The following is a 24,553-nucleotide window of genomic DNA, read 5'->3' on the forward strand; positions in this document are numbered from 1 at the left end:
CGGCGCCCAGGGGGCGCCGTTTCCATCGCTTCGTCTCAATCAGACGAGAACATGCCATCACCGACTTCATCGATGTAGCGTTCCGCCTTCTGTCGCATCAGCGCATCACAGGCCTCACGCCCAGGCACCAGGTCAGAGCGCTCGAAAGCGTGTTCCAGCGTCTCGCCACCCTCGATGGGCTTGCGAATAAAGCCGCTGACGCGATACTGACCGCCCTGCTCCTGCGGACGAGACACGATCAGGAATCCGCGATACTCCACGGCCTCGGCCTCCTCCGTGGAACGCGATTCAGCGGCGCCTCCACCCTTGAAAAGGCTGCCGATCAGCTTCTTGAACATGTCGCCTCCTGGATCTGATGGTCGAACGCCAAGCGCTTAGTCCTGACGACGGCCCTTGCCTGCGGCGATACGCAGACGCAGCGCATTCAGCTTGATGAAGCCTTCCGCATCCTTCTGGTCGTAGGCGCCCTTGTCGTCTTCAAAGGTCGCGATGGACTCGTCGAACAGCGACTCGTCGGAGCGACGGCCTGCCACGATGGCATTGCCCTTGTACAGCTTCATGCGAACAACGCCGGACACATTCTTCTGGGTCTCGTCGATGGCGGCCTGCAGCATGCGACGCTCCGGGCTCCACCAGTAGCCGTTGTAGATGACCTCGGCATACTTGGGCATCAGCTCATCCTTGAGGTGGGCTTCTTCCCGGTCGAGGGTCAACGACTCGATGGCGCGGTGAGCACGCAGCATGATGGTACCGCCAGGGGTTTCATAGCAGCCGCGAGATTTCATGCCGACGTAGCGGTTCTCGACGATATCGAGACGGCCGATACCGTTGTCACCACCCAGCTTGTTCAGCTTCTCCAGCACTTCGTGGGGCTTCATCGGCACGCCGTCGATGGCCACGATGTCGCCCTTTTCAAAGGTCAGCTCGACGTAGGTCGGAGTGTCCGGTGCCGCTTCCGGCGACACGCTCCAGCGCCACATGTCCTCTTCGGCTTCCGCCCAGGGATCTTCGAGAATGCCGCCCTCGTAGGAGATATGCAGCAGGTTGGCATCCATCGAGTAAGGGGACTTCTTTTTCTTGCTGAAGTCGACGGGAATATCGTGCTGCTGGCAGTAGGCCATCAGCTTCTCGCGGGAATTCAGATCCCACTCACGCCACGGCGCAATGACCTTGACGCCAGGCTTCAGGGCGTAGCCGCCCAGTTCGAAACGGACCTGATCGTTGCCCTTGCCGGTAGCACCGTGGGAAATCGCATCGGCACCGGTCTGGTTGGCAATCTCGATCAGACGACGAGCGATCAGCGGACGCGCGATAGAGGTACCCAGCAGGTACTCACCTTCGTAAATGGTGTTGGCACGGAACATCGGGTAGACGTAGTCGCGCACGAACTCTTCACGCAGGTCCTCGATGTAGATTTCCTTGACGCCCAGGGCCTCAGCCTTGGCACGGGCCGGCTCGACTTCCTCACCCTGACCGATGTCGGCGGTAAAGGTCACCACTTCGCAGTGGTAAGTCTCCTGCAACCACTTGACGATGACGGATGTGTCCAGACCGCCCGAATAGGCGAGCACGACCTTCTTGACATCGGACATGCTAGGGGCTCCTTCTTGTATGACAGACATGACGTGACCAGCGCATTCCTTCATGAATGGCGCTTGAAGAGGGCCGAGTATAGCGCGCATGGCCGGTGTCGAATACCGCTACGGGACGCCGCGCTGCCAAACTGCTAGACTTTCGCCGTTTCGGCCTGCATCACACAGGCCCATTACCCCACGGCCCGACAAGGAGAGGTGCATGAGCGAGCTGATCGCCCGCGAACTCATGGCGCAACGTTTTCGCAGTTTTCTGCCGGTGGTGGTGGATATCGAGACCGGCGGCTTCAATCCCGAAAGCGACGCCCTGCTGGAGATCGCCGCTGTCACCCTGACCATGGACCCGGAGGGCAACCTGCTGCCCGACGCTACCTTTGCCTATCACATCGAGCCGTTTGCCGGCGCCAACGTCGAACAGTCGGCACTGGACTTCACCGGCATTCGTCTCGACGACCCCCTGCGTCAGCAGGTCGCCGTGACTGAAGCCGAGGCGCTGGGTGAAATATTCCGTCCAGTGCGCAAGGCCATCAAGGCTCATGGCTGCACCAGAGCCATTCTGGTAGGCCACAACGCTGCCTTTGACCATGGCTTCCTCAATGCCGCGACCAACCGCTGCGACATCAAGCGCAACCCCTTCCACCCGTTCTCAAGCTTCGATACCGCCTCCCTGGCAGGACTGGTCTACGGCCAGACCGTGCTGGCCCGAGCTTGCCGTGCCGCCGGCATCGACTTCGACAACAACGCCGCCCACTCTGCCCGCTATGACACCGAGCGCACGGCCGAGCTGTTCTGCGCGATGGTCAACCGCTACAAGGACCTGGGCGGTTGGCGGCTGGCTCAGCAGGAACAGGGAATGGAGGAGGACTGACACCGGTCCATGCCTTTTTACTGCGGCAGGATGCTGCTCACCAGAGAGACTCTCGACATACGACAAGGCCCCGCTGGTGTCCACACCAGCGGGGCCTTGCGTTTGATCAGTCAGATGACCGTGTTTGATCCGTCGCGCGGGGGCGCGGTAACACCCTCACCACCTCGGCGATCCAGCGGCTAGCCGGCCCTGACCGGTCAATCGAATGCTAGGCTGCACCTTACTCGGCGCCGCCCTCTTCATTCTGGCGAGCACGTTCAGCGGCTTGCTTGATCAGGGGCTCAAGTTCGCCATTGTTATGCATCTCGACCACGATGTCGCAACCGCCGACCAGCTCACCTTCCACCCACAGCTGCGGGAAGGTCGGCCAGTTGGCCACCTTGGGCAGTTCGGCACGAATGTCGGGGTTGTCCAGTACGTTGACGAAAGCAAAGCGCTCGCCACACGCCATCAGCGCCTGCACGGTCTGCGCAGAGAAGCCGCACTGCGGCAGCTGCGGAGACCCCTTCATGTAAATGAGAATGGGGTTTTCGCTGATCTGGCGCTGAATGTTCTCGACGGTGGTGCTCATCACGGCTCCTCAATGATTCGGGCTTGTCTGGCATGTCCTCACGGTACGATGCATGCCCTTACGGTTCGCTTTCGGCCGATACGATGGGGTCAACATCCGCACTTTTCAATGCGCGTCGGGATCGATACCCCTTTCGAGACAATACCTGATTGCCACGCTCGGCCTTTCCTTGAACGCATTGTACGGCCCAGCGGCGCGTTGCGCATCCCCTCCGCGCTGGCTAGGATGGTCGTTTTTTACCTCGTTGGAGAGACGCCATGGCCGCCCGCCACTTCCTGACCCTACTGGACCTGAGCCAGGATGAATTGCGCTACCTCATCCAGCGCGCGATCACGATCAAGAATGGGCTCAAGGCCCAGGGCCCGACCTACGCGCCCTTTACCAACCGCACCCTGGCGATGATCTTCGAGAAGTCGTCAACACGGACTCGTGTCTCCTTCGAGACCGCCATGGCTCAGTTCGGTGGTCACGCGCTGTTCCTCTCGCCTAGGGACACTCAACTAGGACGTGGCGAGCCCATTGGAGACACGGCTAGGGTGCTGTCAGAGATGGTTGACGCGGTGATGATCCGTACCTTCTCCCACCAGGGGCTTGAAGAGTTCGCCGCTGCCAGCGACGTTCCGGTCATCAATGCGCTGACCGATGATTACCACCCCTGCCAGCTGCTGGCGGACGTGATGACCTGGACCGAGCTGCGGGGTAGCGTCAAGGGCCGCACGGCGGTATGGATCGGGGACGGCAACAACATGTGCCACTCCTGGATCAATGCCGCACGCCAGTTCGACTTCTCCCTGCGCATCTGCTGCCCTGAAGGCTACGAGCCCCGCGAGGATATCCTGGCAGCCGCAGGAGACCGAGTGACCATCCTCCGCGATCCCATGACCGCCGTCGCAGGTGCCGACCTGGTGACAACCGATGTATGGGCATCCATGGGACAGGAAGAGGAGCAGGCGCGCAGAGAAGCCGACTTCGCCGCCTTCCAGGTGACTGAGGCCATGCTGGATGCGGCGGACAAGGACGTGCTGTTCCTGCACTGCCTACCCGCTCACCGCGGCGAAGAGATCAGCGAAACCTTGCTGGATGATCCCCGCGCCGTGGTCTGGCAGGAAGCCGGCAACCGCCTGCATGCCCAGAAGGCACTGCTGGAGTTCCTGATGCTGGGTCAGGTCAGTCACTGATACCCGGCGACTCGCTGCTTATCAGCAAGGCCCTGCCGCAATATCGCGGCAGGGCTTGGCGATACGCCTAAGGCCTGTCGCCCCCTTAAGTCGCTGCCATCTATCCACGCCTCCCGTTTCATTCCTCTCGTTACCTTTCTCTTGTTACCTTTCTTTCGCTACGCCCCACCCACACCAACGCGGGCTTCAGCGCCCTGGGATCCCCATCGAGTCATGCTGAGCAGGCACCACGTCAACGAGTGCTTGAACCAAAACACCTACAGCGCCTGCAACGGCTGGCCATGACCCACGGCATGTATTAGCAAGCGGACAAGGAATAGACTTTGGTCTAATCAGACTAATGTCGTATACTTGCGCCATATTTCTGTCAGAGATCGCCGCATGGCACTGCTCGCCGAACATAATGACACCGCTCAGCGCATCGACCTGACCGCCTTTATCGAGGACCTTTACCGCGACGGCGACGTCCTTGAGGCCTTGACCAACAGTGATCGTGGTCTTAGCGCCACACGCCTTGATGCCCTTACCCGGACCCGCTCCCAGGCGTCCCGGCTGCGTCGCCTGCTGCGGCAATCGCTGGTCATCCACAATCCACGCGGCAGGCTGATCCTGACACAGGCTGGCCGAAAGCTGGCATTTGAGCTGTACGGCGTGGGCGCCGCCGATCTCTAGGCACCGTTTCAGCGGTTGTAGCTAGCACTCCCGGTGTTGGCTATACCGTTCTTGCCCGCCCATTTCTGTCTCTCTCGCTTCTGTCTCACTCGAATCAGCTTTCCGCCTCCTCAGCGGAACGTCACCCGAGCTGTCTCGCCTGAGCCAACACCAGCCGCACACCAAGACTCGATGACGGGCCCTTCCCCCTTGGTCCGCTGACACAGCGACGTCGTCCGATCCCTCTATTCTCCTATCTGATTCCCGCTTCGCGGGGCAGGCTGATTCACGCTTCGCGGGGCAGGCTGATTCACGCTCTAAGGGGAGAACATCCGAGTCCGTATCATCTTGCTGGCTATCGGCGGCGATGCCCTGCCTATTGCCCTGGGCCGACTCCGCCCTACCTCAAAGGCGCCTGACGACAAGAATATGGCGCTTTTCGCCAAGTCGCACCGCCGTCACTTCGCCACACTACCTCTCGATTCATTCAGCCGCGGAGTGACGAGGCGCTGTCTGCGCCACGGCGCCGGCCTGTCAGGCGGCGTGAACTCGCCTTCGAGCCACTTGGCTTGGGGGCTACGGCCGACGTCCCGTCATCCGAGATCGAGAGGAGCCCTCCATGAACCGTAACGTCATCCTGACCTGCGCCGTGACCGGTGCCGGCGATACCACCGGCAAGAGTCCCAAGGTGCCGGTAACCCCCAAGCAGATTGCCAACGACTGCATCGAGGCGGCCAAGGCCGGTGCCAGCATTGCGCACATCCACGTGCGCGACCCGGAAACTGGCGGCGTCAGCCACTCCCTCGACCACTTCCGTGAAGTCATGGAGCGGGTGCGCGAGGCCGACACCGATATCGTCATGAACATTACCGCTGGTGGCGGTGGCGACTGGATCCCTGACAGCCAGGACCCCACTCGGGGCGGACCGGGCACCGACATTCAGACGCCGGCCCAACGCCATGAGCCAGTCGGGGAACTGCTGCCCGAACTGTGCACCCTGGACTGCGGCAGCCTCAACTTTGGCGACATGATCTACGTCAACTCGGCTGACTGGCTGCGTGAACATGCCCGCCTGGTGCAGGCTGCCGGGGTCAAGCCTGAGCTGGAGTGCTTCGATCTGGGCCATGTGTGGTTCGCCCGCCAACTGCAGGCTGAAGGCCTGATCGACGGCGACCCGCTCTACCAACTTTGCCTTGGCATCCCGTGGGGCGCCGAAGCCGATACCGAGACCATGCTGGCGATGCGCAACAAGCTGCCGGCCAACGCCAACTGGGCGGCATTCGGCATTGGCCGGCACCAGATGCCGATGGCCGCTCAAGCGGTGATGCTCGGTGGCCATGCCCGGGTTGGGCTCGAGGACAACCTGTACCTCGAAAAGGGCGTGCTGGCCTCCAACGCTCAACTGGTCGAGAAAGCCGGCAGCCTGATCAACCACCTGGGCGGCAAGGTCATGACACCGGCAGAGACCCGAGATTTCCTCAAGCTGCGCAACCCACACACCGGCACCGTCATGGGAGAACAGGCATGAAACAGCTATCTGTCATCGGCACCGGTGTGATCGGCAACGGCTGGATCGCCCGTGCCCTGGCCAGCGGTTGGAGCGTGGTCGCTTTTGATCCGGACCCCGCCGCCGAAGCGCGCACCCGGGCGTTTGTGGACAATGCCTGGCCTGCGCTGCAACGCCTGGGTCTGGCCGACGGCGCCAGCATCGACCACCTGCGCTTTGCCTCCTCACTGGAAGCCGCCGTGGACGGCGCCGACCTGATCCAGGAGAACGTACCGGAAAGACTCGAGCTCAAGCAGAGCATCCTGGCCCAGATCGATGCCGCGGCTCCTGCCGATGTGCTGGTGGGCTCCTCGACGTCGGGATTCAAGCCCACCGACCTGCAGCAGGACTGTGCCAAGTCACCCGGGCGCATCATCGTCGCTCACCCCTTCAACCCGGTCTATCTGCTACCGCTGGTCGAGCTGGTTGGAGGACAAGCCACGGCGAGCGAGCAGACTCAGCAGGCGCAGGCCCTGTATCAGGCGCTGGATATGCGTCCACTGGTGGTCCGCCGTGAAATCGAAGGGCATATTGCCGACCGCCTGATGGAAGCCCTGTGGCGCGAGTCACTGCACCTGGTCAATGACGGCGTAGCCACTACCGAGGAAATCGACGCTGCGGTGGTCTACGGCTGTGGGCTGCGCTGGTCGCTGATGGGCACCTTCCTGACCTTCCACCTGGCCGGTGGGGAACAGGGCATGCGCCATATGCTGGAGCAGTTCGGACCCGCGCTGAAGCTGCCCTGGACCAAGCTGGAAGCGCCCGAGCTTACCGATGAGCTGATCGACCGCGTGGTCGAGGGCTGCGAGCATCAGGCGGCCGGCCGCAGCGTGGCCGAGCTGGATCGTCGTCGCGATGACTTCCTGGTCGAATTGCTGGGCCTGGTGAACAAGTACTGGCCGGAAGCAGAAGGCCTCGAGGGACGTATCTAATGGCCTTGCTCAACACCCAGGTGGCGTCACAGTGGGTCGACTACAACGGCCATATGAACGATGCCGAGTACGCCAGGGTATTCTCCCTGGCGGTGGACAGGCTGATGGAGAACATTGGCCTGGACGACGAGGGCCGGCAACGGCTCGGCTACACCCTGTATACCCTCGAGACCCATCTTCGCTACCTGAAGGAAGTCCACGAGGGGCAAGACCTGCAGGTCGAGGTTCAGGTCGTCGATCAAGATGCCAAGCGCCTGCACCTGTGGTTTGTACTCACCAGTGGAGCGGACCTGCTGGCTACCAGCGAGCAAATGCTGATGGGCATCGATACCACCAGCGGCAGGCCTGCTGCCTTCCCCGCAGCGCTCTCTGATGCCTTGGCGACATTGCCCCCCCTGTCATCCCCCCCGCCCGAGGGGCTAGGACGGCGGATCGGTATCAGCCGGCACTGACAGGCTTGGCGTCCTGGCCAGGCCATATCCAGCCAGACCCGCTCAGGCCCGCCCAGACCAGCTCGGGCCAGGGCGCCATCCACCAGCAATGCTCGGAGACGCCGGGCGGAATCCGGATGTAGCGATGACGATCGACGACTTTGCCAAGCGCTTCCAACATGGTCTCGACGCCATGGCATCAAGGCCCCTCGCCCTGGCCAGAGGCGACTACGATCGGCTCTGCGCCAGTTTCGCCACGCCGTTGCCCCCCACCATGCGGGTCACCGACGAGCGGATCGCTGGAGTACCCGTGCGCCGATATCGGCCAGGGAGAGTGAGAGGGAAAGAGAGAGGGACAGAGAGTGGGAGAGTGGAAGGAAGAGACAGCGCTCTTTCTCACGCCCACGCTCACGCCGATACTGGTCAGACCGTGCTCTACGTCCATGGTGGCGGCTTCACCATCGGCTCGCTGGACAGCCACCAGGGCGTCGCAGCGGGCCTTGCCGAAGCACTCGGGCGAGAGGTGGTAAGTGTGCAGTATCGACTTCTGCCCGAGGCACGTTACAGCGACCAGCTCGACGACGTCGATCGGGTGCGCCGCTGGCTTCAGCCCTGTGCCCTGGTGGGGGACAGCGCAGGAGGTCGCCTGGTGCTGGACGTGGCTCGTGCCGCCAAGGACCCACATCCACTCGGCATGATCTATCCGCTTCTCGGCGACATGTCCGAGACATCTCTTGGACCCGATGCGCCCTTGCTGAGTCGTCGGGACGCCCAGGCCGCATGGGCGATGATTGCCTCCGACGCTGCCCGCGTGGGCGACGCTCCCCCAGTCAGCAGCGCAGTGGAATGCCTGGTCGTGGAACACGACCCCCTGACCCCAGCGATACTGGCGACGCTTGACCAATGGCGTCAGCAGCGGCGGCAGGTTGGCCTGCATACGGCAGAGGGGATGTTTCACGGGGCGCTTCACGCCCATGCGCAGCTGGCACCGCTGTCGATCACCTGGCGTGGGTTCTGTCGTGCTCTCGCGTGTCACCTCGACGCGCGACACCTAGACTATCCTTTGCGTTGAAGCGCCTCTCTAGCCCTCTGATTCATAAGCACTTATCGGGTTTGAAGCAGCACAGTCACGACGTTATCACTCCACTGCAGCGAGGTTCCCACCGATCGATCGCCGTCCTTCCTTTTCAATAAGACAACGAGACACCAATGAAACAGAACATGTCCACATTGGTGGCCACCGTGGTCACCGTCATTACGCTTATTGCCTTTGCTGCCATCGCCCCAGGTAGCTTTCAGACCATCCTTGATGTCATCAAGGTCAATGTCATCGGCAACCTGGGCTTCATCTTCACCTACCCGGCCTTTATCGCCTCCATCGTGTTTGTCGTCCTGATGTTTACCCCACTGGGCCGCTTGAAATTCGGTGATGAGCCGCCTGAATTTTCGACGCTCGCCTGGCTAGGCATGCTTTTCGCCACCGGCATGGGTATTGGATTGGTCACCTGGGGAGTGCTGGAGCCTCGCTATCACGTCGAGGCCGGGAACAGTTCGGATCAAGCGCTGCTATATGCGTTCAATCACTGGGGGCTACTGGCCTGGGCAGGCTATCTTGCCATCGGCGTCATCTTTGCCCACTGCATGTACAACCTGAGGATCGAGAAACCTGCCGAGACCTTGCTGGGAGGCGGTTTCCTCAGCAAGTTGAACCTGGTGAGCCTGGTCGTTTCCACCGTGATCGGGCTTTCGCTGACGTTCTCCTATGCCACCGATCCCCTCAAGCAAAGCCTGGAGCAGTTCTTTGGCATCCAGGCCAGCCCAACCTTGATCATCAGTGTGCTGGCCATCTTTGCCATCGCCTCGAGTGCCTCGGGACTCAAGCGGGGTATCAAATGGCTAAGCAACTACAACACGTTATTCGCGCTGATACTGTTGACCAGCGTGTTACTGCTGACATCCCCCTGGGACATCGTTTCGACGCTGGCGCGCCTGTTGCCGGAATACCTGGTGAAATATCCGCTGATGGCCACCGATATTGGCCTGGGAGATCCTGAGCGCAAGGCCTGGCTCGCGGATTGGCTATATGCCTTCGAGGCTGCCTGGTACGGTTGGTTCATCTTCACCGGGGTGTTTATCGCCCGCATCTCCAAGGGGCGTACGCTCCGCCAACTCGTGCTAGGCGTCATGCTGGTGCCGAGCCTATTCTCGTGTCTGTGGTTTACGACCTTCGGCCTCGGCGGATTGGAGACAGGCTCAGAAGACGTCTTTGCGCTGATGGCCACCCTGGATAGCCATGGCATTCTTTCGGCCATTCTGGCCCTGAACATCCTGCTGTTCTTCGTCACCAGCGCGGATTCCGCTGGCCTGGTCTGCGAAATGCTGACCGTCAAACGCTCCAGAGCGTTCTGGATCGTGGCCATGTCGTTGCTGGCGATCGTGATCAACTGGCTGGAAGGTGACATCTTCAAGGTCATCCTGACCCTGATTTCCGTCGCGGCCATTCCGGTGGCCTTTGGCATCTTTGCGCTGGTAGCGGCCTTCTTGCTACGCCTTCGAGGCCAGCACACCCCATTGCCCAATCAGGGCGACGGCTAAGCAAGCGCTGACGTCATCAGCCGAACGGCGTGGGGCGCCCGGAGCCCGGAACGAAGAGCCCAGAGCCTATGAGGCTCAGGTGACAAGTTAGAGCAGCGTGTACGCAGACAGGGCCTGATGTCAGGCCCTGTCTGCAGCCTATGGCGAGTGCCATGGCGCCCTGTAGCACTCTGGCTAACACCTTCACTCAGGCGCTAGCGGCAAAGCGCCATTAGAACTTGCCCAGCTCAGCCTCGAGCGGGAACATGGCGGCGGATAGCTCGCCCACGCTCATGACCGGTGACGCCGGCGCCTTGGCACTCGGCCAGGCCTTCAGCAAGCCCTCGTAGCCCTCCTCCAGGGCAGCATAAGCGCCTGCTTCGCGAAACAGCTCAGCGTGTCGCTCCAGCGACTCACGGGCCGTCAGCACAAATCCACGGCCATCTTGATACTCCACTACATTGACGAACTCACCGTCGTCGACCGCTTCTTCGTACTCGTGCAGCGCAGTCTGCAACAGCGCCAGCTGGACCTTGGCCTGGAAGCCAGCATCCTTCTCGAGTTCATCGTCCACGTCGCCCATGGCGGCCACGATGGTAGCGCGCAGCGACTCATACTCTGCCTCGTATTCGCTCCAGTCTCCGCCCTGCTGGACCTGGCCAGAAAAGTCTTCCAAGGTCTCGTCGAAGGCCTCGATTCCGCGGGTCTCCAACGCCTTGGCGATGCCCGGATAGACCTCATGGTAGGGATGACCGAAATGCGGGTAGGAAGCGGTCTTTGAACCTTCGGTGTAGAGCTCCTTGGCCACCTGAAGGTGCCCCAGCATCAGGGCGAGTTCTGTGGTGTAGATACCAGGATTGGCCGTGTCTACGTGGCCATGCTCGCCGCCTTCACCACCTTCGCCACCTTCGCCGCCTTCACCACCTTCGCCGCCTTCGCCGCCTTCACCGCCTTCACCACCTTCACCGCCTTCACCGCCTTCACCACCTTCACCGCCTTCACCGCCGGCAGTAGCAGTTAAATAGGCAAATACCGCGTAGGGGTCGCTAGCCAAGGAGCCGTGCTCGCCGCCTTCGCCGCCTTCGCCACCTTCGCCGCCGTGGCCGTGCTCGCCACCTTCACCACCTTCACCACCTTCACCGCCGTGGCCGTGTTCTCCACCTTCACCACCTTCGCCGCCTTCACCGCCGTGGCCGTGCTCGCCACCTTCACCGCCTTCACCACCTTCACCGCCGTGGCCGTGCTCTCCACCTTCGCCACCTTCACCACCGTGGCCGTGCTCTCCGCCTTCACCACCTTCGCCGCCTTCACCACCGTGGCCGTGCTCGCCACCTTCACCACCTTCACCACCGTGGCCGTGCTCTCCGCCTTCACCACCTTCGCCGCCGTGGCCAGCTTGCCCCGCTTCGTGCACAACGCCGTCTTGCGTCATTTCCTCGTCGCCATGATGATCGGCCCAGGCGGTGCCGGTTCCGAGCAAAAGGCTGGTGCCTACACCGATCCACAGTTTGGTGCGGGTCTCTTGGGTCATGATGAACATCCTCGTTGTGGCTGCTGTCGGTTTTACGCGCCTGTTGCCATCTAGGGGGCTACGCGCGCTAAGGGTGGCGGCAGGTTCCGCCAATGGTCCATGACTATCCTGGACGCGACATGTGACCAAGTGTAATGCAAATGATTAACACTAGGGTACAATTCACCATTTGCGAGGGGCAACGATGATTCTATGTATCGACCAAGTGCTCTCCAACGAGCTGCTGGCACGCATTCGCCAGACCCTGGGCGAAGCCCGTTTCCGCGACGGCAAGGAAACAGCGGGCTGGCACGCACGCACGGTGAAACAGAATCAGCAGGCGAGCGGCCAGGACCCTGCCATCGCCAGCCTGCGCGACGATGTCATGAAGACGTTGGCCAACCACACGCTGTTTCAGATCGCCGCCAGGCCCCGACGCATGAAGCCGGTGATGTTCAGTCGTTATCAGCAGGGCATGACCTACGGCAACCATGTCGATGATGCGGTCATGCCCACGCCCCAGGGGCCCATGCGTACCGACCTGTCCTTCACCCTCTTTCTGGAGGAGCCAGCCCACTACGATGGGGGTGAGTTGATCATGGACACCCCCCAGGGTGAGCAGCGCTACAAGTTACCGGCGGGCTCCATGATCCTCTATCCGTCGTCGACCCTGCACCGGGTGGACCCTGTGACCCGGGGTGAGCGACTGGCCGCGGTGGGATGGCTGCAAAGCCAGGTGCGTCAGCCGGAGCAACGGGAGATCCTGTTTGACCTGGACACGACCCGGCGCCAGATATTTGAACGCGATGGCAAGACCGCTGACTTTGACGCCATTTCCAAGAGCCTGGCCAACCTGCTGCGCATGTGGGCCGACATCTGATCCCCTGCACCAGGGCTAAGCCCCATCCACTGGCGTCAGCTGCTCTCGTCCTGGCGTCGATAGCTCAGGGGTGAACAACCATAGTGGCGCCGAAAGGCACGGCTGAAACTCGAGGCGGAGCCAAAGCCGCAGCTTAGCCCGATGGCGAGCACGTCCAGATCGGTGTCCTTGAGCAGTGACGCGGCACGGTTCAGCCGCAGTCCCAGATAGTAGCCGGTGGGCGACTCCCCTAACTCGTCGGCGAACAGGCGCTGCAGCTGACGCAACGAGATCTGACTGCGCCGCGCAATCTCGGCAAGCTCAAGGGGTGCCTCTAGATGACTCTCCATCAGTGACACGGCATCGATCAAGCGTGGCTGGTGGGTCCCCAATCGACGCACCAGGCTCATGCGCTGCTGGTCGGTACGGGACCGCAAACGGTCGTGAATCAGCTGTTCCGACACGTCTACCGCCAGCCCCATCCCATGCTGTCTGGCGATCATCTCCAGGGTCATGTCCATGGCAGCAGCCCCACCAGCACAGAAAAAACGTCGTTGGCCGAGCAGGAAGAGCTCATCGCAGGTGCGAATGGTGGGATAACGCTCGTTGAAGGCCGGTAGCGTCTCCCAATGCAGCGTAACGGTCTCTCCGGCCAGCAACCCGGCCTCGGCCAGCACCACCGCACCGGTGTCGAGGGCCCCGATACGACAGCCTCCTTGGTCCAGGCGGTTGAGCCAGGCACTCAGACCACGACCGATCCACTGCTCTGGATCAAACCCGCTGCACACCGCCAACGACGGCAAGTGGCGCACCTGGTCGATAGCATGGTCCACCATCAGCGTCATGCCATTGCTGGCGGTGACAGGATCACCAGATAGCCCGATCACCGTCCACTCGTAGAGCGGACGACCGGCAATCCGGTTAGCGATGCGCAAGGGCTCTACCGCCGAGAAGAACGCCATCATCGAAAACTGGGGCAATAACAGAAAACCCATGCGTTCGCTGGTGGTCGATGCCGAGAACATGGGTTCGTTGTCGCCTGAGCCATCAGCGGTGGTGTCAGCGGTGGTGTCAGCGTGAGGATGACGCCCCTGGCCCTCATCAGGGTGGCCGTCCTTGCCCCGCCCATGGGGCTGATCGCTAGCCTCCATGTGGATCTGCCCCTGGCCTGGCCAAGTCTGCATGGCTATCTTCCTTTACGCTTTCTACTGTGTGCGACCGATCGCCAAGCCTAGGCGTTGTCCGAAACGTCGACGAGCGAAGGTTAGACAAGGCAGAAATCGGTGAGAAAGCGCAGTTTACGAGGTGTAACTGAGCATTTTAACCGGGCTGGCGTACCAGCCGATGTTTAACACCGTATCACCAAGCGCAGACACTTTACGTACAAGCCCCAGCATAGCGCGCAGCCCCAAGGCGAGGGCCGGGCTTGAGCCGGGTCGCCTGCGCTGTCATGCTTTTACGCCATCCTATCGAGAGGCCCTGGCGGCGCGCCATGCTCCACTCCCATTCTCACGACTCGTCGCCCCGTCGGCATCAGGCTCATGCCCAGGCCCAGGCGATGCGGAGGAAGCCGTCGTGCGCCTGACCTACCAGGGACCGAGTCCGGAAGCCATCGGCTTTTTGCTGTTGCCTCGTTTTTCCATGGTGGCGCTGTTCTCCGCCATCGATCCTCTGCGCATTGCCAACCGACTGTCCGGTGAGACGCTATTTCGCTGGCACCTGATCAGCAGGGATGGGCTGCCGGTCCATGCCAGCAACGGCATTCCCCTGGCGGTCGAGCACGCACTGGAGGACACCCCATGGCTGCCCAGCCTTGCCGTCTGCGCCAGCTTTGAGCCCATGGCCGCCGTCGATGACAGCCTGACCACCTGGCTGACGCAACGTCGCGAGCAGCGCACCTGCCTGGGGGCGCTGGATACGGGGGCTTTCTGCCTTGCGTCCGCCGGACTGATCGACGACACCGTCACCTTGCACTGGGAGAGCCTGCCCGAATTCAGGCGCCAGCACCCCCATATAGAAGCGGTGGAGTCGCTTTACGAAGTGACACCCAGCGGCTTTTTCGGGGCTGGGGCCAGCGCCTCCATCGACCTGGCACTGGACACCATTCGACGCCGCCACGGCGACGCCTTGACCCGCCGCGTCAAGGAGCAGCTGGTGCATGACCATCGGCGGCTGCCGGCCAGCCGACAGCGTGACGTTCGCTACCAGGAGCGACTGCCACAGCGCCTGGCCACCCTTATCGGGATCATGGATGCCCACCTGGAATCCCCCCTATCCATTCCCCAGCTGGCTTCCGCCATCGGACTATCGGAGCGCCAGGTCGAGCGGGAGTGCCAGCAGCATCTGTCCCGCACCCCAGGGCAGCTGTACCTGGAGCGGCGTCTGAGCCTCGCCCATCAACTGGTCACCAGTACCCGACACAGTGTCATGGATATCGCGCTGGCCAGCGGCTTTGCCTCAGCTTCGAGCTTCACCCGCGCCTTTCGCCAACACCACGGTGCCTCGCCTAGCGCCTTGCGACGTCAGCCCACCCCTCCGATGTCGGATTCTGCACGATAATTGTCGATTTCTGCACGATGCCTCAGCCCCACCGGCGCCATGCTGTGGCCATCGTCGTGACCCACTGCAGGGGGCTGGCTGAATGCCTGCCTGCTGAGTTGCGTCACCCACACGTCGCTTTCCGACGACTCGTCCAGGCTAGCTCAAGGAGGCTCCATGCACGCGCAGACGTCTCGACCGTCCGCTAACTCCTCTACTTCCTCTGTTTTCACCACCGCATCCTCCGCCGCCACACCGCCGTCAGCGCTGCCACCGACGCCCGACTACGATAGCTGGCCAGTAGAGGTGGCCATCGCCGAGGTGACTAGCGACTCTCGGGTACTGACCGTGACCTGGCAGGATGGCCGCGTCAGCCGCTACCACAGCATCTGGCTGAGAGAAAATGCCGCCGATGACAGCACCATCAATCCCGCCACACGAGAGCGCATTCTCGACCTGTCGTGCCTGGAGGCTTGGCCGCAGATAGCGGCTGCGCGGCTCGATGACAGCGGAGCCGTGGAACTGATCATGAGTCCTGAACAGCGCACACTGCGCTTTCATCCGGGCTGGCTGCGCGCCCACGACTATGACAACTGCAAGGATCCACTGGCTCCACTGGTCGCCGTGGAGACCTGGCTGGGAGGAGCGGACGCGGCGCCTGACACCTTGGACGCCAGCACCTTCACCACCACCGCCATCGATAGCCCGGAAGAAGCCTCGACGCTGGAGCCGGCACTGGAGTCACTGCTGCGCAAGGGCCTGGTGCGCCTGCGCGGCCTGCCCACGGAGCCTGGGACACTAGCCAGCGTTGCCGAGCGTATCGGCCCGGTAAGAGCCACCAACTTCGGCACCCTGTTCGACGTGCGCGCCAAGCCTGACCCCGACTCCAACGCTTATACCTCGATTGCGCTTCCTCCCCACGTGGATCTGCCCACGCGGGAATACCATCCTGGCCTGCAGTGCCTGCACTGCCTCGAAAACAGCGTCGCCGGTGGACAGGCGGTCATGCTCGATGGCTTTGCGGTGGCGGACGCCCTGCGCCAGGAAGACCCTGAGGCTTTCTCCACCTTGACCCAGGTACATTGGCGCTACGCCAACACCGCCAAGACCACGGACTATGTCTGGCATTCGCCGATGATCGTGCTGGATGATCAGGGCCAGCTCAGCGAAGTGCGCATTGCCGACTTCCTGCGAGGGCCGCTGATGACAGACTTCGACCTGGTCGAAGAGGCCTATCGCGCCCTGATGGCGCTGCAGGGGCTATTGCGTCAGTCCCGCTTCGCGCTGCGCTTTACCTATGCACCGGGAGACCTGGTGATCTTCGACAACCGGCGTCTGCTGCACGCCCGCGACGCCTTCGAGGGCGACTCCGGGCATCGCTGGCTACAGGGCTGCTACCTCGAACGTGATGAGGTCCGCTCCCGTTATCGTATGCTCCAGCGTCGTCAACGAGAGCGCAGCCTCAGCGACGCCTGACGCCCTTTAGCAAGCGCCTAGCTGTCCTGCCTGCCGCCCGGTCCCAAGCCACGCCGGGCGGTCACACTGGGCGCTTCCCCAAAACGCCGACGGTAGGCCCGTGAGAAGTGCGCCAGATGCGTAAAGCCCACGGCGACGGCTGCCGCCGTAACGGTCATGCGACTGTCCGCGAGCATCCGCTGAGCCTGATCCAGACGCATGTTGAGGTAGCACTGCTTGGGCGTTTCGCCAAACTCTGCCATGAACCGGCGGGTCAGCTGCCGCTGGGACAGGCCTGCCAACCGACACACATCGGGAATCGACAACGCCTGGGTCAGATTGGCCTCCATCACCGCCAGGGCCTTCAACACCGGGCGCGGCAATCCGCCGCCCACAGCGGGGTTGTCGACGGGATCGATGTGGCCTGCAGAGTGGCCGTCGCCCTGGGGGCGGGAGTGCATGATCTGTCTTCCAACCGCCTCTGCCAGTGCAGGACCGTAAAGGGTCGTCACCCACTCCAGCATCATGTCGATACTGGCTGAGCCTCCGGATCCGGTCAGTCTTGCCCCTTCCCACACATAGCTGTCGGGGCGCACCTCCAGGCCAGGAAACTCCTCACGAAATGCCGGCACACTCTCCCAGTGCAGCGCCACCGGATAGCCCTCCATGACCCCCGCTCGTGCCAGAATGAAGGGCGCCGTATCCAGCCCACCCAACCACACCCCATAGGCCGACAGGCGTTTCAGCAATAGCAGGTCATCCACGGTCACCATCGCTTCAGGCTCATAGGACGACACCACCATCAGGCGGCCGCTGGAGGCGATGCCCTGATACCAGTCAGCCTCGGTGACCTCAGCCAGGCGCCCGTCCACATCAATGCGCACGCCATTGCTGGCCATGACCGGCTCGCCATCGCTGGACAACAGCCGCCAGGCAAACAGATCCCGGCCAAACCGATTGGCCACTCGCAGCGGCTCAAGCAGGCACACCAGCGTCAACATCGAGAACTTGGGCACCAGCCACACGTCCAGCGTGTGCTCGGCCTGAGCAGGGCTGAGCAGCGGGGGTGAGTCAGGCCGGGGATAGGGATGGCTGGAAGGCCAGTCGGTGGACGTCATGGGGCGAATTTTATCAACAAGATGGCGAATTTCATCAAATGATAACCGAACCCGCACAGTAACCTAAGGAAAACTCTGAACAAACCGCTGAGCCAGGCCCTTCGGTGGCGCTGACTCGGCACGTTCGACGGCCCTCGGAGACGGTTTTCCATGATCCTGCAGACGCCCCCTGCCCTTGCCGACAATGGACGCCAGCTACAGCTGTTCCTGTCCAACGGCCAGCTTCATCTCGATGCGCTATGGCTACGCGAGCGCCTGCCACAGGCGGATACGCTCGACCCCCAGACCGGTCAGCGGCTGATCGAGGCCGCCGAGCTGCCCCTGGACCTGGCGCTGACCGCTGCCAGCGCTGAGGAAGGCGAACTGGCACTGGCGTTCTCCGACGGTCAGCAGGGGCGCTTCCCTCTTGCGGAGCTGGCCAGGTCAGCCAGCACTGGCCGCGCAGACACACCGCCCCGCGAGCTGTGGGATGCTGCCCTAGAGGTCCCTCCCAGCGTCGACTTCAGCGAGGCGCTCACCAGCGACGCGGCGCTGCTGACCCTGCTGCTCAAGCTGGAGCGCTTTGGCTTTGTTCACGTGTCAGGGCTGCCGGACGACACCGACGCCATGCAGCCGTTGATCGATCGCATCGGCCCTCTGCGACGCACCAACTGGGGCGGCATTGCCGACGTCAAGTCGGTGGCCAACGCCTATGACCTGACCATGACCCAACGCGGACTCGAGCCACACACCGACAATCCCTATCGTGACCCGATTCCCGGCTATATCTGGCTGCACTGCCTGACCAACGCCGCCGAGGGAGGCGACAGCACGCTGGTAGACGGTTTCGAGGCGGCACGCCGCCTGCGACAGCAAGACCCCGAGGCCTTCGACTGCCTCACCCGGGTAAGCCCCCGCTTTCGCTATCAGGACGACGCCACCCACCTGGAAAGCCGCGGGCCGCTGATCGAATGTGACCCCCATGGCGAGGTGGTAAGAGTGCGCTACTCCAATCGCACCGAACGGGTCGATGCCATGGAGAGCCAGGAGTTGCGACGCTACTACGCCGCACGCAAGGCCTTCTACGATCTGATCCGCAGCGAGGCGCTTACCCTGCGCCTTAAGCTGTCGCCAGGCGAGATGCTGATCATGGACAACTACCGCCTGTTGCATGGCCGCACCTCGTTCACCCTTGACGGTGGCGTGCGCCATCTGCGCCAGGGCTACGTCGATCGGGACAGCACCGCCAGCCGCCGCCTGGTGTTGAGCCGTCACCTCGCAGGAGTCACCTCATGACAGCGACCGACAGCACCCTCTCCAGCCAAGCCAAGCAAGCCGAGCAAGCCAAGCAAACAGAGCAAGCCACGTTTGCCCGCTTCGATGAGAGCACCGCCGCCGAGTGGCGGCTGATCGACCAGCATTTCCGCGCCTACCAGGATGACGCCTGCCGCCGCGTGCTCGATCATCTGGCGCGATTGAAGGGCGATACCCACGGCTATCCGGTAGATCGCTACGAACACTGCCTGCAGACCGCCACCCGCGCCCTGCGCGACGGTGCCGATGAAGAGATGGTCGTGTGTGCGCTGCTTCACGATATCGGCGACGACCTGGCCCCGGCCAACCACGCCGAGATTGCGGCTGCGATCCTTGAACCCTTCGTCGATCCTCTCAACGTGTGGATGATTCGGCATCATGAGCTGTTTCAGGGCTACCACTACCGCCATTTCTTTGGCCAGGACCGACACGCCCGTGAGGCCTATCGCGACCATCCAGCCTACGCTCGCACCGTCAGGTTCTGCGATGAGTGGGACCAGACCAGCTTCGATCCCGACTATGACACCCTGCCCTTGTCAGCGTTTCTGCCGATGATTCAGCGGGTCATGCAACGCCCTCCCTTTGGCGGCCTGCCTGACGTCGTGGATGATCCACAGGAGCGCTCATGAGGACCTGCGCCCAGACCCTGATCACGCTGCTGGAAGACTATGGCGTCGATACCGTGTTCGGCATTCCCGGCGTGCACACCGTCGAGCTATACCGTGGTCTCGAGGGGGCCCGCCTGCGCCATGTTACACCCCGCCATGAGCAAGGGGCAGGATTCATGGCCGATGGCTACGCCAGAGCCAGCGGCAAGCCCGCGGCTTGCTTTATCATTACCGGCCCCGGTATGACCAATATCGCCACTGCCATGGGCCAGGCCCTGGCAGACTCGGTGCCGATGCTGGTGATATCCAGCGTCAATCGCGTGGCGACCCTGGGCCGGGGCCAGGGCCGACTGCACGAGATGCCTCAGCAGAGCGCGACGCTTGCCGGTGTCGCGCGCTTCAGCCATACCCTGCTCGACCCTGAGGCCCTGCCAGAAGTGCTGGCGCGGGCCTTCGCCATCTTCCAGGGCGCCCGGCCCGGGCCCGTTCACATCGAGATTCCCATCGACCTGTTTGATGCGCCAGTAAGCCGCGCGCCAGGCCGGCCGATCCGTGTCTTCCCGCCGGCGCCAGCTCCGCAGGCCGTGCATGAGGCCGCCCGCTGGCTTGACCAAGCCCAACGGCCGCTGGTCCTGGTGGGTGGTGGTGCCTGCTCCGCCGCAGCGTCCGTCAAGGCCCTGGTCGAGCGCCTGGGTGCTCCCGTGCTGACCACGGTCAATGCACGTGGTGTGCTCGGCAGTCATCACCCCCTGGATCTTGGCACCACCGCCAGCCTGGCACCGGTACGCCATCTGGCGCGTGACGCCGATGTCGTGCTTGCCCTGGGTACCGAGCTTGGCGAAACCGACTACGACCTGGTCTTCAACGATGGCTTCGCCCTTCAGGGCCGCGTGATTCGTGTTGACCTGGACGTCGAGCAGCTTGCCCGTAACCGCTCCGCAGAGCTGGCGATGGTCGCCGACGTCGGTCTCGCCGCAGACGCGCTGCTCGGCGCTCTGAGCGAATCAGCGGCGCCTGGTCGTCCGTCACGCTCCGAGTGTGCTGAGCAGTTACGCGCGGGTGCCGAGCGCTGCCGCGCGATTCGTCGTGACCTGGCGCTGTACGAAGACCCGGAGCTGAAGCCCTATCTGCCCCTGTTCGATATCCTCGATAACGCCTTGCCCGAGGCCATCATCGTCGGTGACTCCACGGGGCCCGTGTACGCCGGCAACGTCATCGCTCGACGCTCGGCGCCTCGCCGCTGGTTCAATGCCGCCACCGGGTTCGGCACCTTGGGCTATGGCCTGCCCGCCGCGCTGGGAGCCGCCCTGGCCAAGCCTCAGCTTCCCGTCGTTGCCCTGGTCGGCGACGGTGGTCTGCAGTTCGTGCTCGGCGAACTCGCCACCGCGCGCGATCTTGCTCAAGCTCCTGATGCCTCCGACAAGGTCCAGCCCCTGGTGCTGATCATCTGGAACAATGACGGTTACGACGAAATCCGTCGCTACATGAGTGCTGATGGCGTCGCTCACATCGGCGTCAACCTGCAGCCGCCGTCCTTCGCTCCCCTATGTGATGCCTTCGCCTGCCGATACATCAGCGTCAACGCACCAGAAGCGCTACGAGAAGCCCTGACAACACTGGACCAAGCCGCCTCGCCGCTGGTCATCGAGGTCGACGCCCTTGCCTGGCAAGCATCACTGGAGCAGCCTGCCACCGGCTGTTGAGGAGACGTGTCGAGGAGACAGAGGAAAACCCTTGGCGTGCCGGTGCGGTGGCCGCGGCGCGCTATAGACACACGTCAAGGCGGCGACAACGGCCCCGCTACAGAGACGATCAGCGCCTAGCCAGTCCTGAGCTGGCCGGGACAGCAAACCCTGATAATAACGAAGGAGTTCCCCGTGACCCGAACCCACCACACGACATCCCTGCTGCTGCCGACGCGTCGCCCCGGAATCCCTGCCGGCTCACTGCCACCGTGGCTGGCCGGAGCGCTGCTGGTCGCGACCCTGTCCACCTCCTCTATCGCCCTGGCGGAAGATCGGGACGAGCGTCTTCGCCTGGTGGTCCCGCCCTGGCCTGGGGTCACCGTCAAGAGCGAGATCCTGGCCCAGCTTGCCGAACCCCTCGGCTACCAGGTCGAGCGCCTGGAGGTCAGCTCCACGGTGGGCTACAAGACCCTGACCAGCGGCGACAGTGATGCCTTCCTGGCAGGCTGGCTGCCGGCCCAGCAGGAAAGCTATGACGCTGCCATGCAAGCGGACGCCATCATCGACCTCGGCAACAATGTCACCGGCGCTCGCATGGGCTTTGCCGTGCCTGGCTACGTGGCGGACGCCGGCATCACCGACGCCGCTCAGCTCGGGGACGCCGCCAACGCCGAGCGCTTTGAGCGCACCTTCTATTCCATCGAAAGCGGCTCTACCGTCACCGATTTCATCGACGCCGCCGTGGAAGCCGATACCCATGGTCTTGGCGACTGGGAGGTCATGTCTTCCTCCACGCCGGGCATGCTGAGTGAAGTCAAGGCGGCGGTGGACGAGGGACGCTGGATCGCCTTCTACGGTTGGACCCCGCACTGGATGATTCCCGAATACGATGTGCGCATCCTGGACGACAGTGAGAACGTGTTTGGGCCCGACAACGGCAGCAGTGATGTCAAGACCGTCGTCGCCAAGGAGTTCGCCGAGGCTAACCCCAACCTCACGCGACTGCTCGATCAGGTGGTGTTCAGCGCCCAGCAGCAAAGCGACTTCATCAAGGCGTATAGCCTGGAGCAGCAAGACCTTGAGCAGGTCGCCAGCGAATGGCTTGCCTCGCACCCGGAAAAGGTGTCCGCCTTTCTTGACGGCGTCACCAGCCGCGATGGCGGCGAGGCCCTGGCAAGCTTCAAGGACACGCGCTGATGGACCATCGACAGCAACAGCTGCGCCAGGATCTGGCGGCCGCCTATCGACTGATGGCGCTGGATGGCATGGACGACGGTATCTCCACGCATATCTCGGTACGGGTTGACGCCAACAGGTTTCTGCTCAACCCGTTCGGCCTGCGTTTCGAAGAAGTCACCGCCGACAGCCTGATCAGCGTGGACGAGCAAGGCAATGTGCTGGATGACCCTACAGGGCTTGGCATCAACCCCGCGGGTTTCACGATACACAGCGCCATCCATGGAGCCCGCAGCGACGCATTGTGCGTGCTGCATGCTCATACCGTCGCGGGCGTGGCCGTCTCCTGCCTCGAAGAGGGTCTGCTGCCGCTTAACCAATGGGCCATGCAGTTCTATCAGCGCATCGGCTACCACGACTACGAGGGTATCGCGCTGGATCTGGACGAGCGCCAGCGCCTGGTGGACGACCTCGGCCCACATATGAGCATGATCCTGCGCCAGCACGGTGTGCTGGTGGTTGGCACCAGCGTCGGCGATGCCTTCCTGCGTATGCGCGACCTGGAACGATCCTGCCAGGCACAGCTGGCCGCTCAGTCCACCGGGCGGCCCCTGGTCAGCGCCTCGCATGCCCTGTGCGACAAGGTCGCCCGACAGTACGACGCCTGGGCCGCCAGCCCACAAGGCACCGATCTCGCCTGGCGCGCCGAGCTGCGTCGCCTGGGCCTACATGCTCCCGCGCTCGAGGACAGCCCATGACTCGCGTCTCCCGTCTCACCCAGCGAATCGCCGGCGAAGGCGCCGCCGCCTGGGATATCCACAGTCGAGCCTTGGCGCGCCAGGCCAATGGCGAGGACATCACGGTATTGTCGGTGGGCGACCCCGACTTCACCACGCCGCGCAGTATCGTCGAGGCCGCCAAGCACAGCCTGGACCAGGGCGCCACCCACTACGCCGACGTACAGGGCAAGCTGGCGCTGCGTGAGGCCATCGTCTCCCACTACCGTCGCAGCCAGCGTCTTGGCCACGTCGAGTTGACGCCGGATCGCCTGATCGTGATGGCAGGGGCCCAATGCGGCCTGTATGCAGCGGCCCAATGCCTCCTCGATCCCGGTGATGAGGTCATCGTGCCCGAACCCAGCTACGTCACCTACGAAGCGGTGATCCAGGCCACCGGCGCCACACTCTCCCGCGTGCCACTGCAGGCGGACCGGGGCTTTCGGCTGAATGTGGATGATGTGGCGGCGGCCATCACCCACCGCACCAAGGCGATCCTGATCAACAGTCCCCACAATCCCACGGGACAGTCGCTGACCCGCGAACAATGGGAGCAGGTGGCGGCACTCTGTCAGCAGCACGATCTGTGGTTGATCTCCGACGAGGTCTACGCCGAGCTGATGTTCGATGGCACCCATACCTGCCCGCTGGCGCTGCCGGAGATGGCCGAGCGCAGCGTGGTGATCTCGAGTCTGTCCAAGTCACATGCCATGACCGGATGGCGACTCGGCTGGGTGATCGCCCCGCCGATGCTGATCGAGCACCTCAGCCATCTGGCCCTGTGCATGTTGTACGGCTGCCCGGATTTCGTTCAGGACGCCGCCATCACCGCTCTCGCGGGCGAGCAGGGTCAGCTTGGCGACGATCTGGCGACCATGCACGCCGCCTACCAAGCTCGGCGCGACAGCGTGTGTGCCGCTCTCGCGGGCAGTCAGGCCGCCAAAGCCGTATGTCCCGACGCCGGGATGTTCGTGATGGTCGACATTCGCGCCACCGGCCTGTCATCGGCACAGTTTGCTGATCGCCTGCTGGATCAATGCGGCATCTCGGTACTGTCTGGCGAGGCCTTCGGCCCCTCGGCCGCTGGCTTCATTCGGCTGGGACTCACCCACCAGGCCGACACCCTGGCCGATGCCGCGCAACGGCTTCGTGAGTTCGCCGACGCCTGTCTTGCCACCCACCCATGAGCCGC

24 protein-coding genes are annotated in these 24,553 nt (G+C 63.0%); 18 read left to right on the top strand and 6 right to left on the bottom strand.

Annotated elements, in window-relative coordinates:
* Nucleotides 1-35: 35 nt before the first annotated feature.
* Together KUV72_RS12090 and KUV72_RS12095 are read right to left on the bottom strand one after the other, a co-directional pair.
* Nucleotides 36-338, bottom strand: coding sequence for an HlyU family transcriptional regulator (locus tag KUV72_RS12090; RefSeq protein ID WP_206939361.1), 303 nt, complete (start codon nucleotides 336-338; stop codon nucleotides 36-38).
* Between the two features lie 36 nt (nucleotides 339-374).
* The gene (locus KUV72_RS12095; RefSeq protein WP_206939363.1) at nucleotides 375-1,592 is read right to left on the bottom strand and encodes an argininosuccinate synthase; all 1,218 of its coding nucleotides are present in this window, start codon (nucleotides 1,590-1,592) and stop codon (nucleotides 375-377) included.
* Nucleotides 1,593-1,794: 202 nt separating this feature from the next.
* On the opposite strand from KUV72_RS12095, the gene rnt reads away from it, so the two are divergent.
* Nucleotides 1,795-2,460: a ribonuclease T gene (gene rnt / locus KUV72_RS12100; RefSeq protein ID WP_222238575.1), complete on the top strand. Its 666-nt coding sequence runs from the start codon at nucleotides 1,795-1,797 to the stop codon at nucleotides 2,458-2,460.
* A 220-nt stretch (nucleotides 2,461-2,680) separates the two neighbouring features.
* Here the strand turns inward: rnt and grxD are convergent, their stop codons facing one another.
* Nucleotides 2,681-3,031 (bottom strand): Grx4 family monothiol glutaredoxin, encoded by a 351-nt coding sequence (gene grxD / locus KUV72_RS12105; RefSeq protein ID WP_206939372.1) that lies wholly within the window; start codon nucleotides 3,029-3,031, stop codon nucleotides 2,681-2,683.
* A gap of 257 nt (nucleotides 3,032-3,288) precedes the next feature.
* Between grxD and argF the strand changes: the two genes are divergently transcribed.
* The 7 genes from argF (at nucleotide 3,289) to KUV72_RS12140 (ending at nucleotide 10,364) form a co-directional block, all read left to right on the top strand.
* Nucleotides 3,289-4,209, top strand: a complete 921-nt coding sequence (gene argF / locus KUV72_RS12110) for an ornithine carbamoyltransferase (RefSeq protein ID WP_222238576.1) — start codon at nucleotides 3,289-3,291, stop codon at nucleotides 4,207-4,209.
* Between the two features lie 381 nt (nucleotides 4,210-4,590).
* Nucleotides 4,591-4,881 carry a hypothetical protein gene (locus KUV72_RS12115; RefSeq protein WP_222238577.1) on the top strand — a complete coding sequence of 97 codons (291 nt, stop codon included), beginning with the start codon at nucleotides 4,591-4,593 and terminating at the stop codon, nucleotides 4,879-4,881.
* Nucleotides 4,882-5,479: 598 nt separating this feature from the next.
* On the top strand, nucleotides 5,480-6,388 hold the full coding sequence (locus KUV72_RS12120) for a 3-keto-5-aminohexanoate cleavage protein (RefSeq protein WP_222238578.1): 909 nt from the start codon (nucleotides 5,480-5,482) through the stop codon (nucleotides 6,386-6,388).
* Nucleotides 6,385-7,338: an L-carnitine dehydrogenase gene (locus KUV72_RS12125; protein ID WP_206939380.1), complete on the top strand. Its 954-nt coding sequence runs from the start codon at nucleotides 6,385-6,387 to the stop codon at nucleotides 7,336-7,338. Before KUV72_RS12120 ends, KUV72_RS12125 begins: the two co-directional genes overlap by 4 nt.
* The gene (locus KUV72_RS12130) at nucleotides 7,338-7,790 is read left to right on the top strand and encodes a thioesterase family protein (RefSeq protein ID WP_222238579.1); all 453 of its coding nucleotides are present in this window, start codon (nucleotides 7,338-7,340) and stop codon (nucleotides 7,788-7,790) included. Before KUV72_RS12125 ends, KUV72_RS12130 begins: the two co-directional genes overlap by 1 nt.
* Nucleotides 7,791-7,914: 124 nt before the next feature.
* Nucleotides 7,915-8,841 carry an alpha/beta hydrolase fold domain-containing protein gene (locus tag KUV72_RS12135; protein ID WP_222238580.1) on the top strand — a complete coding sequence of 309 codons (927 nt, stop codon included), beginning with the start codon at nucleotides 7,915-7,917 and terminating at the stop codon, nucleotides 8,839-8,841.
* Nucleotides 8,842-8,990: 149 nt separating this feature from the next.
* Nucleotides 8,991-10,364, top strand: coding sequence for a BCCT family transporter (locus tag KUV72_RS12140; RefSeq protein ID WP_261317468.1), 1,374 nt, complete (start codon nucleotides 8,991-8,993; stop codon nucleotides 10,362-10,364).
* Nucleotides 10,365-10,575: 211 nt separating this feature from the next.
* On the opposite strand, the gene KUV72_RS12145 is transcribed toward KUV72_RS12140, so the two are convergent.
* The gene (locus tag KUV72_RS12145; protein ID WP_222238582.1) at nucleotides 10,576-11,397 is read right to left on the bottom strand and encodes a hypothetical protein; all 822 of its coding nucleotides are present in this window, start codon (nucleotides 11,395-11,397) and stop codon (nucleotides 10,576-10,578) included.
* A gap of 6 nt (nucleotides 11,398-11,403) precedes the next feature.
* On the opposite strand from KUV72_RS12145, the gene KUV72_RS12150 reads away from it, so the two are divergent.
* Nucleotides 11,404-11,928 carry a hypothetical protein gene (locus tag KUV72_RS12150; protein ID WP_222238583.1) on the top strand — a complete coding sequence of 175 codons (525 nt, stop codon included), beginning with the start codon at nucleotides 11,404-11,406 and terminating at the stop codon, nucleotides 11,926-11,928.
* A 130-nt stretch (nucleotides 11,929-12,058) separates the two neighbouring features.
* Nucleotides 12,059-12,733 (top strand): Fe2+-dependent dioxygenase, encoded by a 675-nt coding sequence (locus tag KUV72_RS12155; RefSeq protein WP_222163741.1) that lies wholly within the window; start codon nucleotides 12,059-12,061, stop codon nucleotides 12,731-12,733.
* A 35-nt stretch (nucleotides 12,734-12,768) separates the two neighbouring features.
* Here KUV72_RS12155 and KUV72_RS12160 read toward each other — a convergent pair whose 3' ends face one another.
* Nucleotides 12,769-13,737: a GlxA family transcriptional regulator gene (locus tag KUV72_RS12160; protein WP_222238616.1), complete on the bottom strand. Its 969-nt coding sequence runs from the start codon at nucleotides 13,735-13,737 to the stop codon at nucleotides 12,769-12,771.
* A 550-nt stretch (nucleotides 13,738-14,287) separates the two neighbouring features.
* Between KUV72_RS12160 and KUV72_RS12165 the strand changes: the two genes are divergently transcribed.
* Nucleotides 14,288-15,271 (top strand): GlxA family transcriptional regulator, encoded by a 984-nt coding sequence (locus KUV72_RS12165; protein WP_222238584.1) that lies wholly within the window; start codon nucleotides 14,288-14,290, stop codon nucleotides 15,269-15,271.
* Nucleotides 15,272-15,427: 156 nt separating this feature from the next.
* On the top strand, nucleotides 15,428-16,726 hold the full coding sequence (locus KUV72_RS12170) for a TauD/TfdA family dioxygenase (protein ID WP_222238585.1): 1,299 nt from the start codon (nucleotides 15,428-15,430) through the stop codon (nucleotides 16,724-16,726).
* A 17-nt stretch (nucleotides 16,727-16,743) separates the two neighbouring features.
* Here the strand turns inward: KUV72_RS12170 and KUV72_RS12175 are convergent, their stop codons facing one another.
* Nucleotides 16,744-17,823 (bottom strand): GlxA family transcriptional regulator, encoded by a 1,080-nt coding sequence (locus KUV72_RS12175; RefSeq protein WP_206939407.1) that lies wholly within the window; start codon nucleotides 17,821-17,823, stop codon nucleotides 16,744-16,746.
* Nucleotides 17,824-17,973: 150 nt separating this feature from the next.
* On the opposite strand from KUV72_RS12175, the gene KUV72_RS12180 reads away from it, so the two are divergent.
* The 6 genes from KUV72_RS12180 (at nucleotide 17,974) to KUV72_RS12205 (ending at nucleotide 24,548) form a co-directional block, all read left to right on the top strand.
* On the top strand, nucleotides 17,974-19,098 hold the full coding sequence (locus KUV72_RS12180; RefSeq protein WP_222238586.1) for a TauD/TfdA family dioxygenase: 1,125 nt from the start codon (nucleotides 17,974-17,976) through the stop codon (nucleotides 19,096-19,098).
* Nucleotides 19,095-19,745: an HD domain-containing protein gene (locus KUV72_RS12185; RefSeq protein ID WP_222238587.1), complete on the top strand. Its 651-nt coding sequence runs from the start codon at nucleotides 19,095-19,097 to the stop codon at nucleotides 19,743-19,745. Before KUV72_RS12180 ends, KUV72_RS12185 begins: the two co-directional genes overlap by 4 nt.
* Nucleotides 19,742-21,427 carry a 5-guanidino-2-oxopentanoate decarboxylase gene (locus tag KUV72_RS12190; protein WP_222238588.1) on the top strand — a complete coding sequence of 562 codons (1,686 nt, stop codon included), beginning with the start codon at nucleotides 19,742-19,744 and terminating at the stop codon, nucleotides 21,425-21,427. The genes KUV72_RS12185 and KUV72_RS12190 overlap by 4 nt, the downstream gene beginning before the upstream one ends.
* A gap of 255 nt (nucleotides 21,428-21,682) precedes the next feature.
* Nucleotides 21,683-22,606: an ABC transporter substrate-binding protein gene (locus KUV72_RS12195; RefSeq protein ID WP_409995891.1), complete on the top strand. Its 924-nt coding sequence runs from the start codon at nucleotides 21,683-21,685 to the stop codon at nucleotides 22,604-22,606.
* Nucleotides 22,606-23,343: a class II aldolase/adducin family protein gene (locus KUV72_RS12200; protein WP_206939423.1), complete on the top strand. Its 738-nt coding sequence runs from the start codon at nucleotides 22,606-22,608 to the stop codon at nucleotides 23,341-23,343. Before KUV72_RS12195 ends, KUV72_RS12200 begins: the two co-directional genes overlap by 1 nt.
* Nucleotides 23,340-24,548: a pyridoxal phosphate-dependent aminotransferase gene (locus KUV72_RS12205; RefSeq protein WP_222238589.1), complete on the top strand. Its 1,209-nt coding sequence runs from the start codon at nucleotides 23,340-23,342 to the stop codon at nucleotides 24,546-24,548. The genes KUV72_RS12200 and KUV72_RS12205 overlap by 4 nt, the downstream gene beginning before the upstream one ends.
* Nucleotides 24,549-24,553: the final 5 nt, after the last annotated feature.

It is taken from the genome of Halomonas sp. DP4Y7-1, from assembly GCF_019800705.1.
In the GTDB taxonomy this organism is placed as follows: domain Bacteria; phylum Pseudomonadota; class Gammaproteobacteria; order Pseudomonadales; family Halomonadaceae; genus Halomonas; species Halomonas litopenaei_A.